Annotated in this window: 15 protein-coding genes; 10 read left to right on the plus strand and 5 right to left on the minus strand. The window is 61.8% G+C overall.

The features are described from left to right. The first annotated feature begins 61 nt into the window (after window positions 1–61). Window positions 62–925 carry a hotdog fold thioesterase gene (locus tag SVU69_04970; GenBank protein MDY6942348.1) on the plus strand — a complete coding sequence of 288 codons (864 nt, stop codon included), beginning with the start codon at window positions 62–64 and terminating at the stop codon, window positions 923–925. Here the strand turns inward: SVU69_04970 and SVU69_04975 are convergent. The 5 genes from SVU69_04975 to SVU69_04995 form a co-directional block, all read right to left on the minus strand. Beyond that, window positions 918–2030 carry a 5-(carboxyamino)imidazole ribonucleotide synthase gene (locus tag SVU69_04975; protein ID MDY6942349.1) on the minus strand — a complete coding sequence of 371 codons (1113 nt, stop codon included), beginning with the start codon at window positions 2028–2030 and terminating at the stop codon, window positions 918–920. The two genes, SVU69_04970 and SVU69_04975, sit on opposite strands and share 8 nt — an antisense overlap. Beyond that, window positions 2027–2521: a 5-(carboxyamino)imidazole ribonucleotide mutase gene (gene purE, locus SVU69_04980; GenBank protein ID MDY6942350.1), complete on the minus strand. Its 495-nt coding sequence runs from the start codon at window positions 2519–2521 to the stop codon at window positions 2027–2029. The genes SVU69_04975 and purE overlap by 4 nt, the downstream gene beginning before the upstream one ends. 66 nt (window positions 2522–2587) lie before the next feature. Continuing rightward, a complete protein-coding gene (locus SVU69_04985) occupies window positions 2588–3055 on the minus strand; it encodes an FxsA family protein (GenBank protein ID MDY6942351.1) in 468 nt (155 codons plus the stop codon). A gap of 63 nt (window positions 3056–3118) precedes the next feature. Beyond that, window positions 3119–3814 carry a DUF3379 family protein gene (locus SVU69_04990; GenBank protein MDY6942352.1) on the minus strand — a complete coding sequence of 232 codons (696 nt, stop codon included), beginning with the start codon at window positions 3812–3814 and terminating at the stop codon, window positions 3119–3121. Then, a complete protein-coding gene (locus SVU69_04995) occupies window positions 3811–4389 on the minus strand; it encodes a sigma-70 family RNA polymerase sigma factor (protein ID MDY6942353.1) in 579 nt (192 codons plus the stop codon). Before SVU69_04995 ends, SVU69_04990 begins: the two co-directional genes overlap by 4 nt. Before the next feature lie 206 nt (window positions 4390–4595). On the opposite strand from SVU69_04995, the gene SVU69_05000 reads away from it, so the two are divergent. The 9 genes from SVU69_05000 to SVU69_05040 form a co-directional block, all read left to right on the plus strand. Beyond that, window positions 4596–4868: a hypothetical protein gene (locus SVU69_05000; GenBank protein ID MDY6942354.1), complete on the plus strand. Its 273-nt coding sequence runs from the start codon at window positions 4596–4598 to the stop codon at window positions 4866–4868. A gap of 41 nt (window positions 4869–4909) precedes the next feature. Next, on the plus strand, window positions 4910–5764 hold the full coding sequence (locus tag SVU69_05005) for a DUF692 domain-containing protein (GenBank protein MDY6942355.1): 855 nt from the start codon (window positions 4910–4912) through the stop codon (window positions 5762–5764). Next, window positions 5757–6518 carry a putative DNA-binding domain-containing protein gene (locus SVU69_05010; protein MDY6942356.1) on the plus strand — a complete coding sequence of 254 codons (762 nt, stop codon included), beginning with the start codon at window positions 5757–5759 and terminating at the stop codon, window positions 6516–6518. The genes SVU69_05005 and SVU69_05010 overlap by 8 nt, the downstream gene beginning before the upstream one ends. Window positions 6519–6544: 26 nt before the next feature. Continuing rightward, window positions 6545–7051 (plus strand): DoxX family protein, encoded by a 507-nt coding sequence (locus tag SVU69_05015; GenBank protein ID MDY6942357.1) that lies wholly within the window; start codon window positions 6545–6547, stop codon window positions 7049–7051. A gap of 124 nt (window positions 7052–7175) precedes the next feature. Further along, window positions 7176–8021, plus strand: a complete 846-nt coding sequence (locus SVU69_05020; GenBank protein ID MDY6942358.1) for a hypothetical protein — start codon at window positions 7176–7178, stop codon at window positions 8019–8021. An 83-nt stretch (window positions 8022–8104) separates the two neighbouring features. Continuing rightward, the gene (locus tag SVU69_05025; protein MDY6942359.1) at window positions 8105–9034 is read left to right on the plus strand and encodes a RibD family protein; all 930 of its coding nucleotides are present in this window, start codon (window positions 8105–8107) and stop codon (window positions 9032–9034) included. Next, entirely contained in the window at window positions 9018–10019 is a 1002-nt protein-coding gene (locus tag SVU69_05030) for a zinc-binding alcohol dehydrogenase (protein MDY6942360.1), read from the plus strand. The genes SVU69_05025 and SVU69_05030 overlap by 17 nt, the downstream gene beginning before the upstream one ends. A 6-nt stretch (window positions 10020–10025) precedes the next feature. Continuing rightward, window positions 10026–10439, plus strand: a complete 414-nt coding sequence (locus tag SVU69_05035) for a 6-carboxytetrahydropterin synthase (protein ID MDY6942361.1) — start codon at window positions 10026–10028, stop codon at window positions 10437–10439. Continuing rightward, window positions 10436–10888: glycosyltransferase (locus tag SVU69_05040; GenBank protein MDY6942362.1), on the plus strand; the 453-nt coding region annotated here is incomplete at its 3' end. The genes SVU69_05035 and SVU69_05040, both read left to right, overlap by 4 nt.

Below are 10888 nucleotides of genomic sequence, written 5' to 3' on the forward strand. Positions count from 1 at the left end.
CAAAACGCCCATCCGCGGACCGGGACGGATCGAGGTTCCGCGCGCAAGTAAGGAGACGAGGATGACGCAAGATGGCGTAGTCAGGGTTCCGTATCGTGACTGGCTCGGGGTGGAGGGACTTGCCGTGAGTGAGCGCGGCATCCGCCTTCATCTGCCCTATCGGGCGCAGAATTCCAACATGGGTGGTGCCTTGCATGGCGGTGTTTCCGCTTCACTCATTAATTTGGCCGCGCGTGAGGCGGTGCTGCAAACGGTACCCGACGTTCAGGCTGCCCAGGTGCAAGTCGTCAATCAAAACGTGCACTATCTGGCCGCGGCCGTGCAACAAGCCGTGGTGGCGGAGGGGCGGGTGGTGAAAACTGGCAAAGGCATTGTTTTCGTTGATGTTCACGTTTTGACCACCGATGAAGAGCCGCTCGCGGTCGGACAGGTGATTGTTCGTATCGCGCAAACGGCCCCGCACTACGCCATCGATCCCGTCGAGGTTCGGCCGGGAGAATTCGTGGAAGGCGATAACCAATCCAGCGCCATGGGCAAGCTGCTCACCGGCTCCGGTTTTATCGGCCATTTGGGAATTGCCATTGAGCACATGGCCGCCGGGCGGGCGAAGCTCACGCTTCCTTATCGCGACGAGATCGGCGACGGAAAAGGCCAGCTGCACGATGGCGCGGTGGCCGCTTTAATCGACACCGCTGGGGCCATGGCGGCTTGGGCTTCCTTAGCCGCCGGTGCAAAGCGGGCTTCCACGCCGGCGATCAACGTGAGCTTCTTCGCCTCCGGTGGGTCGGACGAGGCGTTGACCGCGCTGGCACAGGCACAGTGGGAGCGTGATGAGATGTTCCTGAGCCGCGTGTTAGTGGTGGGCGCCGAAACCGGTCGGGCGGTGGCCGAAGGGACCGTTTGCTATCGCATTGTGCTCAGCTGATCGCGGACGGATCTGCCGAATCAGTGGGTATCAGTGCGGCCAGCTGTGCCTCCCGTTCCCGGAGTTCAGCCGGGTCCTGGCCGGTGAGGGTGATGTGGCCGAGCTTGCGGCCGGGCCGGGCGGCCTTGCCATAGCGATGGATGTGGGCGCCGGGAACGGCTGCGACCTGTGCCAGCGGCGGCTCTTTACCGATACAGTTGAACATCACGCTATCACCCCGGGCGCTGGGATCGCCGAGGGGTAGACCGGCGATGGCCCGCAGATGGTTTTCGAACTGGCTGGTGCGGGCGCCCTCGATGGTCCAATGCCCCGAGTTGTGTACCCGTGGCGCGAATTCGTTGGCCAGCAACCCGTCTTTGCAAACAAAACATTCCAGTGCCAGTACCCCCACGTAATCCAGCACATTCAGGAGTCGGTCCATGTAACTTTGGGCTTGGGTTTCCAGCTCGGGCGCACGATAAGGGGCACGAGAAACCCGCAGGATGCCCCCGGAATGCTGATTTTCGCTCAAAGGGTAGAAGGCGGTCTGGCCGTCGCGTCCGCGCACGGCAATGATGGACAGTTCCCGTTCGAATTGAACAAAACCTTCCAGCAGCAAAGCCTGGCCGCCCAGTTCGGTCCAGGCCCGGTCCAAATCGGCGGCCTCGCGAAGTAGAAACTGACCTTTGCCGTCATAGCCGAAGCGGCGGGTTTTGAGCAGGGCTGGCAGGCCGAGGGCTGCCACGCCCTCAGTGAGATCCTCGCGGGTGTCCACGGGGAAATAGGGTGCCGTGGGAATGTCCAAGTCCGTGAAGAGCGATTTCTCGGCCAAACGATCTTGGGATTTCTCAAGCGCCAAGTGGGGCGGGAAACAGGGCAGGCGGGTGGACAGATAGCGAGCGGACTCCACCGGCACGTTTTCGAAATCGAAGGTGACCACGTCCACCTGCGCGGCGAGTTGGTCCAAAGCCGCCCGGTCGTCGTAATCGGCGACAATCAGCGGGACCAATTGTCCGGCGGGGGCATCGGCCTTGGGATCCAGCGCGACGCAGCGCTGCCCCAAGGGAAATCCCGCCAGGGCCAGCATTTGTGCAAGCTGGCCACCACCCAAAATGCCGATTTTCATTGCTCGGCCTCGGGGCTCGGATGGGCGAGCACGCGCTCGGTTTGATCTTGGCGGAATCGGTCCAGGGCGGCGCGGATGGCCGGATACTTGCTGGCCAGAATGGCCGCCGCCAACAGGGCGCCATTGACGGCGCCGGCCCGACCGATGGCCAGCGTTCCCACCGGGATACCGGCGGGCATTTGCACGATGGACAGCAGCGAATCCATACCTTTGAGACTGTGCGACTCCACCGGTATCCCGAGCACCGGCAACGGCGTTTTGGCTGCCACCATGCCGGGTAGATGGGCGGCCCCGCCAGCTCCGGCAATGATGACTTCCAGACCGCGGTCCCGGGCGCTACCCGCATACTCGAATAATAAGTCCGGTGTTCGGTGGGCCGATACAACCCGACTCTCGAACGGAATCTGCAATTGTTCGAGGGTATTGGCTGTATGTTCCAGGGTGCTCCAGTCGGAGCGGGAGCCCATGATTAAACCGACCAAGGCATTCATAGCGGGCGATTTTATCAGGCCAAGCGGGCCATCACACGTCCGGCGTGCATCCGGGCAGCAGAGCGCTCAATCGCGGTCGCGATGCTCGAACTCCCCTTCGATGATCCGACCGCCGCGATCACCCCGCGGCGGTTGTCGGCCCCTGGGGCCGGTTCCGGTAGCAGCGCGCATATGGGCGTCGAGCCGATGCAGATAGCGCCGGATCAAGCGCCGCCGGAGTTCCGGGACCAGTAACAGGAAACCTAGCGTGTCGGTGAAAAAGCCCGGAGTCAGCAATAAGGCGCCGGCGACGAGCAGGCACAGGCCTTCCAGCAGCGGCACCGCAGGTAATTCGCCGCGGGCCGTCGCCGTTTGAACTTGGGCCCAGGTCTGCAGCCCTTGGTGCCGCATCATGGCCGCACCCACCGAGGCGGTGATCAACACCAACAAGATGGTGGGCACGGCACCGATTCTCAGCCCCACCTGGATGAGCAGGTAGAGTTCGACCAACGGCACCAGCGCGAACAGCAGAAACAAACGGGCGAAGGGGCTCATGGATTCACCCTAGCGTGCCTGAGCTGATGTTGGCAACGATGAGTTCGTTGCGCGACGGACCGTCTAGATTCCCCAGACGATGGCCTCATCGAGCTGATGACCGATGGCATCGAGGGGTTCATTCGGCTCGCCCACAACCACGATCACGCCGCGCTGCGCGGGCAATACAGTGCCTTCCTGCTGCCCGAGGTGAAGCGTGGCGGGAGCCTCTCGGCTCGGGTGCGCCGGCAACAAGAAGGCGGTGACCAAACCGTGTCGACCTTGGAGCACCAGGTGCAGGCCTTTTTTCCCCGTGATCACGCAACCGGTCGCATGGATGGGCGCCGGCATACGGTCGGGTTGGAGTTGGCCGCCCATGTCCGCGACCATCTGCGCGACGGCCGCCCGGTCGGTGGTGGATTGGGCCACCAGATGCAGCGGATCGGCTGAGAGATGTTCGGCGATCTGTTGGCTGAAGGCGTCTGTTTGGGGCCATTGTGTGAACAGTAGGGTGGCTGCCAGCAACACCGAGGCTGCAAGGGCAAACCAGCGGATATCCCAACGCGAACGGCGCTCGCCGAGATGCTGGGCTACCAGGATATCGGCCACCAGCTCTTTCGGTGCGTTGACGGCGAAGGCGTCATGGAGCTGTCGGTCCATGTGTATGACCCGTTCCGCGTAAGCCGCGCAGGGCGGGCACGTATCGCGGTGCGTTCTGCACTCGGCGTTCAGCTCGGCAGGATGGGTTAATACATTTCGGCGGAATTCTATGCAGTTCATGGCGAAACCTCCCGGGCAGTACGGGAATTTTGATCTTCGAGGCGGGCCATGAGTTTTTGTCGCGCGCGAAAAAGCCGGGTCATGACGGCACTGTCACTCAATTCCAGTAGCTCGGCGATTTCCGCCACCGAGTGCCCAAACAAGACCTGTAGCACCAAGGGTTCACGATAGTCAGGGGGCAGATCGAGGAGGTGGCCGCGAATCTGTGCCAGATTCGCCGCTTCCATCGGCTCCGGGGTGAAACCGTCGGCCAGTTCCATTTCGTCGATGTCGGTGGTGTCGAACCGCTTGCGTTCGTACAAGCGGGCGTTCTCCCGCCGCAAGGTGGTGAATAACCAAGCCTTGACTGCTTTGGCGTCGCGAAGCTTATCAATGGACCGCCACGCCCGCAGGAACGTTTCCTGCACCAAGTCGTGCGCCTGATGCTGATCCCCGCAGAGCCAATACGCGAATCGATACATATCGTCGCTGTACGCTTTAACGATCAGTTCAAAGCCGCGTTGTTTGTCGTTCATATCCTTGCCAGACCGTTCGACCGTCGATTTGCTTTCACGTCGTGGCTGTAAGGATTTCATGACGACCTCGGTCTATTGCCAGGCATACGGGTGTCGTTGTCGGCATACGGGTGCGGGCAGAACACAATCGATCCGCAAGCAGTTCGGCATCGTCCCGGTCCAATGTCCCGAAGGCTATACTCGACGAGGGTTGGGTCCGAATGCCCGGCTCGCGGGTGGAGTATAACCCAACATCCGAAATTGAAACTTATCAGGAGATTTCCGTCATGTCGGACAAAAAGTACGTCAAACCTGCTGCTCTCGCCCTCGGCGCCTTGTTCGTCGGCACGCTGTCAACACAGGTTGTGGCCACGGCCAGTGACAATCCCTTTTCGGTTAACGAGCTGAGCAAGGGGTATCAGGTCGCCGGTACCGAGGGGAGCTGCGGTGAAGGCAGTTGCGGCGAAGGCAGCTGCGGTGAGGACGACAAAAAGCCGGAAGGCAGTTGTGGTGAGGGCAGCTGCGGCGAAGGCAGCTGTGGTGGCAACATCGTCGGTTAAGACGGTCAGGACAGCTGTCCTGTTAGCGATGGTTTGACGTGATGGCAAATCAAGTAAATCCACTGAGCCAATCGTTACACGGCGCAGGCCTTGGCCTGCGCCGGGCCATCCTGGCCGACCTTGCCGAAACCGAGCCTGGGGAAATCAGTTTCCTGGAAGCGGTGCCGGAGAACTGGATCGGCCTGGGTGGGCGTTTGGCCAAACGTTTTCGGGCTATTACCGAGCGCTGGCCCTTTGTGTGTCATGGGCTGTCGTTGTCTCTGGGAGGACCCGATCCGCTCAATGAGGATCTGGTGCGGCAGGTCGGCGCGTTCATGCGTGAGCACCGGATCCGTTGCTACAGCGAACACCTGAGCTACTGCACCGATGGTGGCCAGCTCTACGATCTGATGCCGATTCCGTTCACCGATGCGGCCGTGGACTACGTCGCGGGGCGAATCGGCCGCGTCCAGGATATTCTGGGCGAGCGGATCGCGATCGAGAATGTCTCGTACTACGCCGCGCCCGGCCAGGAGATGGCCGAGATCGAGTTTCTCAACGCCGTTTTGGCACAGGCCGATTGTGACCTGCTGCTCGATGTGAACAACGTCTATGTCAATTCCGTGAACCACGGTTACGATCCGGTCGGATTCATCGATGCCTTACCCGGGCATCGGATTGCCTACGGGCATATCGCCGGGCACCACGAAGAAGCGCCGGATCTTCGCATCGATACCCATGGCAACGACGTGTGCGATCCGGTGTGGGATCTGTTGGCCCATGCCTATGATCGCTTCGGGGTGTTCCCTACCTTGTTGGAGCGGGATTTCAACATTCCGCCGTTCAATGAACTGGTGAACGAAGTGCGCATGATTCGGCGCGTTCAGGATCGTATGGGGCAGGTGGTCAATGGCTGATTTGCACGACCTGCACCGCAGCCAACGGGATTTCGCGGCCCATATTCGGGATCCCGAAAACGCCGCCGCGCCGACGGATGTCGAAGCGCGCCGAATGGCGGTTTATCGTGAGCTTTTCTACCGTAACTTCGAGCGGTTCGTGGCCAACGCCTTTCCGGTGATCCGGCAACTGACCGACGATGCTCGCTGGCACGGCATCGTGCGGGATTTCTTCGCTAACTATCGGCCGGCCACGCCGCTGTTTCGGGAGATTCCCAAAGAATTTCTGGATTACCTCATGGCGGGTCGGGAACCCGACCCGGCCGACCCCCCTTTCCTGCTTGAGTTGGCGCACTACGAGTGGTCCGAGTTGGCCTTGTCCACCTCCGATGCGGAACCGGATTGGGCGTCTATCGACGCTGATGGCGATCTGATAGCAGCCGTTCCCATCGTCTCGCCCCTCAGCTGGACCTTGCAATACACCTGGCCGGTGCACCGGATTGGTAAAGACTATCAGCCCGCTGATCCACCGGAGGCGCCGACATTTCTCGTGGTCTGGCGCGATCTTGACGACACGGTTCGTTTTTTGGAGATCAATGCCGTGACGGCCCGCCTGCTGGAACTCATGAACGAGGCGGCGCTCACCGGCGAACAATTGCTCGCGCGCTTGGCGCAGGAATTGGGTCATGCCGATCCGTCGTCGGTGATGCAGGCCGGCGGGGACATTCTCGCCGACCTGCGCCGTCGGGATGTCATTCTCGGCGCCAAAACCTAACGAACAACAAAATGCTTGGAGTGGATATGGACCGGTTGATCGCGTTCTATTTTGCGGTGACGGAACAACTAGAGCGGTTCGGTGCCTACCTGGGACTGCTCGGTATTCGGCTGATCCTGGGCTGGGAGTTCTACAGTGCGGGGATGATGAAGTATCGGGGGCAGAATTGGTTTGCCCGGATCCAAGACGATTTTCCATTCCCCTTTAATGTACTGCCCACCTCGCTGAGCTGGCAGCTCGCCCTGTGGGCCGAGGTCATCGGCGGGATCGCATTGGTACTGGGCCTGGGCACGCGTTTTGTAACCGCAACGCTCATGGTGGTGACTTTCGTTGCGGCGTACGCGGTTCATTTCCCCGATCAGTGGACGGGGCTAGCGGATTTCCTGAAAGGTTACGTCATCACCAACAAGGGCTTCGGCAATTATCGTCTGCCGTTGATTTTTCTGGTGATGTTTGTCCCGTTGGGTTTTTTCGGCGCCGGTAAACTCAGTTTGGATCATCTCATCCGCAAGTATTTCGCCAACCGCATTTGAGATCTTGCGCGGCCGGGTATCTCTCGGCCGCGCCGCCCTGTCGCCGGCGTCCGTCGCAGCCTAGAATACCTTCCGAACCCGGAGGGAGCCGCCGCTCCCTCCTATTCCGATGTGAGCAAACCCGATGCTGGACTATTTGAATACGCCCGTGTTCGATGCGCTGTTCTTGCCGTTTCTGTTGTCGATGGGCATTGGGGCGTTGCTGCTAGCCATGCGCTTACCGTGGTGGGGCAGCGGCGCCGTGCTGGCGTTGCTGCTGAGTTGGGGCCGGATTCTTAACTGGCAGTGGGACCGTCCTAGTATGCTTGAGGCGGTCCTGGCCGTTCTGGTTCTGTGCGCCGCCGGCGGCTTGGTTTACGTGAGGCTGTTCGACTTGCCATTGTCCCGAAAGGCCCGGTTGGTCTTTGCCTTGGGCGGATCGGTGGGTGTGGCTTATGTCACCGTGCTGGCGGGCGGGACTCCGTTTGAGTATGCGGCGGTGGGTTACGGACTGCTGATGGCCCTAGCGGCCGTGGCAATGCTTTGGGGGCTGTTGCTTGATCGGGCCGTGGTGGGAACCTTGGGACCTTTCGTTGGGGCCGCGGCCTTGGCACTCGCCGCCGTAAAGCTTGGCGAGTCTCCGTGGGCGTTACTTTCATTGGTCGCATTGGCGGCGAGTGCGGGGCCGGCCTTGCTCCGGTCGGCGATGGGGCGTAATGCCGTGGCCGGTCCCGATTACGTCCTGGCCATGGGGAGCGTGGTGCTGATGTTGGCCGCGGTATTCTGGCGGCAGGGAAACGTTTCGGTGGTTTTCCCGCTGTGGTTCGCCGCCCTGCCCTGGATGCTGTTTCAGGCCGGTTGGATCAGGGGTGAGAACCGCGACGCATCCCCCGTTGTGCTCGCCGCTATGTTGTGGTTACTGGTGGCCGCTTTGGTGTTGTGGCCGCCCATGCCTATCTTTGGCGTTCACATCTGGCGGCCGTCCATCTAAGATTGAACGCATGGTCAAGATGGGTGCCGCATTTGACCCATACCGGTCAAGCGAACGCGGACTCGGGCAAGGGAGTTGCGATCATGCACAATATGCCGCGAAGGATGGTGAACCGAATCGACGCGATACTCGCTTGGCAGGCCGTGCAGGCGGCGTGTGTCGGTTTCGCACGCAGCGATGCGGACGATACCCTGAGTCTGACCTCGACAGACGGTCGCATGCAGCGGGCACCAACCCATTTCGCTGGCACGGTGTTGCGGGTTCACCGGAACGGGCAGTGGGATGCCGCCCTGCCGGTAGAGGAGCCGGCGGCCCGGATGCTGGATTTGTATCTGCCGCTGGTGAGCTCGAAGCCGGGTCGTTCGCACGTGGTTGCCCATCTGGGGCAAAGCCTGGACGGGCGTATTGCCACCACCACCGGTGAGTCCCAATTCATTACCGGCACTGAGAATCTCGACCACGTCCATCGCCTGCGCGCCCTGTGCGATGCGGTGATTGTGGGCGCGGGTACCGTGCACCATGACGATCCCCGTCTGACGGTGCGGCGCTGCGATGGCACCAACCCCGTTCGGGTGGTGATCGATACCAACTGCACGCTCAATCCCCGTTTCGGGTTGTTTCAGGACCACGCGGCCGAAACGCTGCTGTGCTGCGCTGAAGACGCTGTTTTCGACGCCCGCCGGTTACCGTTGCCCGAGCGCGAGGTGATCCGTATCCCCCGGCAGGGCGACGGCTTGCGCTTGGCCAGTTTGGTCAAGTCATTGGCCGAGCGTGGCTTGTTTCGGCTGATGGTGGAGGGTGGTGGCGTGACGGTCTCGCGCTTTCTGGCGCAGGGCTGTCTCGACCGACTGCACGTGACGGTGGCGCCGGTGATCATCGGCTCCGGCCGGCAGGGTATCAATCTGCAGACCATCTCCAGTTTGCGACAATCGCTGCGACCGGTAGCCCGGCATTTTATTCAGGGTCCGGACGTGCTGTTTGACATGGAGATGCGCGATGTCGGCGTTGCTTGAATCGGCCACGGCCCTGTGGGTGACCGGTCCCGCCGAGGTGGCTTTGCGCACCGAACCGGCCCGAATCGGGGAGCCCGGCGGGGTCCGGGTACGGACGCGCTACAGTGGCATCAGCCGCGGGACTGAGCGGTTGGTGTTTCACGGCCGTATACCGCAGAGCGAGTACGCCCGCATGCGCTGCCCTTTTCAAACGGGTGATTTTCCAAGTCCCGTCAAATACGGCTATTCGGCGGTAGGCCGGGTGCTCGATCCTGAGGTACCGCACGATTGGGTGTTTTGCCTGCACCCCCATCAGGACTGGTTCGAAGTACCCGCCGAGGCGGTGCACCCACTGCCGGCCCAGGTGCCGCCGCAGCGCGCGGTACTGGCTGCCAACATGGAAACGGCCATCAACGCGCTGTGGGACGGAGAGCCCCGCATCGGCGATGAGATTCGGGTGGTGGGCGCGGGGGTGGTCGGCTGTCTGACGGCGTATTTGGCGGCCTCCTTGGCGGGCGCCCGCGTACAACTTATCGATCGTCAACCCCAGCGGCGGGCGGTGGCGGAGGCCTTGGGGTTGTCATTTGCCGAGCCGGGACAAGCCGACGGCGACGCCGACCTGGTGTTCCATGCCAGCGGTCAGCCGGACGGACTGCGTTTGGCGCTGGGTCTGTGCGGCTTCGAAGGTCGGGTGGTGGAGCTCAGTTGGTACGGCAATCGGGCCGTGGAGCTGCCGTTGGGACAGGAATTCCACGCCAAGCGCTTGCAATTGCTCTCATCCCAGGTGGGGCATGTATCAGCCAGCCGGCGGGCCCGTTGGTCCCGGGCGCGCCGGCTGCGCTTGGCCCTGGCCCTGTTGGCCGATCCGCGCCTGGATGTGTTGCTTGAACCGGCCATGCCGTTTGCTCGGGCGCCGGAGGCGATGGCCCGCGCTTGTGGTGAGCAGCCCGCGCTCTGCCAAGTGCTGGATTACGCCGAATCGTTCCATTCCCTAGAACCGGATTGAATTGCCATGTTTAGCTTGACCGTGAGCCAACATTTCATGATCGCCCACAGTTTCCGCGGTGCGGTGTTCGGTCCCGCTCAGGCATTGCACGGGGCCACTTACGCGGTCGAAGCGAGCTTCCTGACCGATCGATTGGATGAGGATGGTTTGATCGTTGACATCGGTCAGGCCGGCGAGTTGCTCAGCCGTGTGCTTTCCCCGCTCAACTATCGAAACCTGGACGAGATGCCCCGCTTTGCCGGCCAAAACACCACCACCGAGTATTTGGCCTTGGCCGTGTTCGAGGATTTGAAAGCGGAGATTCTCACCGGTGCGTTGGGCAAGGAAGCGCTCAACCGGCTTCACGGGTTGCGGGTGACGCTGCGGGAGTCACCTACCGCCTGGGCGACCTATGAAGGGTCTCTGGTCCTGGATCGATGACGGTTCACTTCGCGGTGCCGGGCCCTCTTGAACAGCGGACCGGCGGATATTTGTATGACCGCGAGATGGTCCATGGTCTTCGCGCGATGGGGCATGATCTACACGTGCATGAGATGGCCGGCGCCTTCCCGCTGCCGGATGACGCGGCGCGGCAGAGCGCCCGCCGAATCCTGGCCCGCTTGGAATCCGGCGGTTGTTTGGTGATCGACGGCTTGGCTTTGCCAGCGTTCACCGATGCTTTGCCCCGTCGCCCGCGGCGAGACAGTGTAGTTGGCCTGATTCACCATCCGCTGGCACTCGAGACCGGTCTGACCGCTGCCGCTGCCCGCCAATTGGACGCCCTTGAGCGGCGAGCACTGGCACAGTTGGATGGCGTGATTTGCACCAGTGAATCCACCCGCCAGGCGTTGGTGGGCCGGGGCTACGATGGTGCTCGTGTCCGGGTGGTG

The sequence above is a fragment of the Pseudomonadota bacterium genome (assembly GCA_034189865.1).
Classification (GTDB): domain Bacteria; phylum Pseudomonadota; class Gammaproteobacteria; order UBA5335; family UBA5335; genus JAXHTV01.

Excerpts from the sequence above, each read along its gene's own strand:
- SVU69_05005 (MDY6942355.1), top strand. The coding sequence starts at position 4,910 with ATGGCAAATCAAGTAAATCCACTGAGCCAATCGTTACACGGCGCAGGC.
- SVU69_05035 (MDY6942361.1), top strand. The coding sequence starts at position 10,026 with ATGTTTAGCTTGACCGTGAGCCAACATTTCATGATCGCCCACAGTTTC.
- SVU69_04970 (MDY6942348.1), top strand. The coding sequence starts at position 62 with ATGACGCAAGATGGCGTAGTCAGGGTTCCGTATCGTGACTGGCTCGGG.
- SVU69_05015 (MDY6942357.1), top strand. The coding sequence starts at position 6,545 with ATGGACCGGTTGATCGCGTTCTATTTTGCGGTGACGGAACAACTAGAG.
- SVU69_04995 (MDY6942353.1), bottom strand. The coding sequence starts at position 4,389 with ATGAAATCCTTACAGCCACGACGTGAAAGCAAATCGACGGTCGAACGG.
- SVU69_05020 (MDY6942358.1), top strand. The coding sequence starts at position 7,176 with ATGCTGGACTATTTGAATACGCCCGTGTTCGATGCGCTGTTCTTGCCG.
- SVU69_04985 (MDY6942351.1), bottom strand. The coding sequence starts at position 3,055 with ATGAGCCCCTTCGCCCGTTTGTTTCTGCTGTTCGCGCTGGTGCCGTTG.
- SVU69_05000 (MDY6942354.1), top strand. The coding sequence starts at position 4,596 with ATGTCGGACAAAAAGTACGTCAAACCTGCTGCTCTCGCCCTCGGCGCC.
- SVU69_04990 (MDY6942352.1), bottom strand. The coding sequence starts at position 3,814 with ATGAACTGCATAGAATTCCGCCGAAATGTATTAACCCATCCTGCCGAG.
- SVU69_05025 (MDY6942359.1), top strand. The coding sequence starts at position 8,105 with ATGCACAATATGCCGCGAAGGATGGTGAACCGAATCGACGCGATACTC.
- purE (MDY6942350.1), bottom strand. The coding sequence starts at position 2,521 with ATGAATGCCTTGGTCGGTTTAATCATGGGCTCCCGCTCCGACTGGAGC.
- SVU69_05010 (MDY6942356.1), top strand. The coding sequence starts at position 5,757 with ATGGCTGATTTGCACGACCTGCACCGCAGCCAACGGGATTTCGCGGCC.
- SVU69_04975 (MDY6942349.1), bottom strand. The coding sequence starts at position 2,030 with ATGAAAATCGGCATTTTGGGTGGTGGCCAGCTTGCACAAATGCTGGCC.
- SVU69_05030 (MDY6942360.1), top strand. The coding sequence starts at position 9,018 with ATGTCGGCGTTGCTTGAATCGGCCACGGCCCTGTGGGTGACCGGTCCC.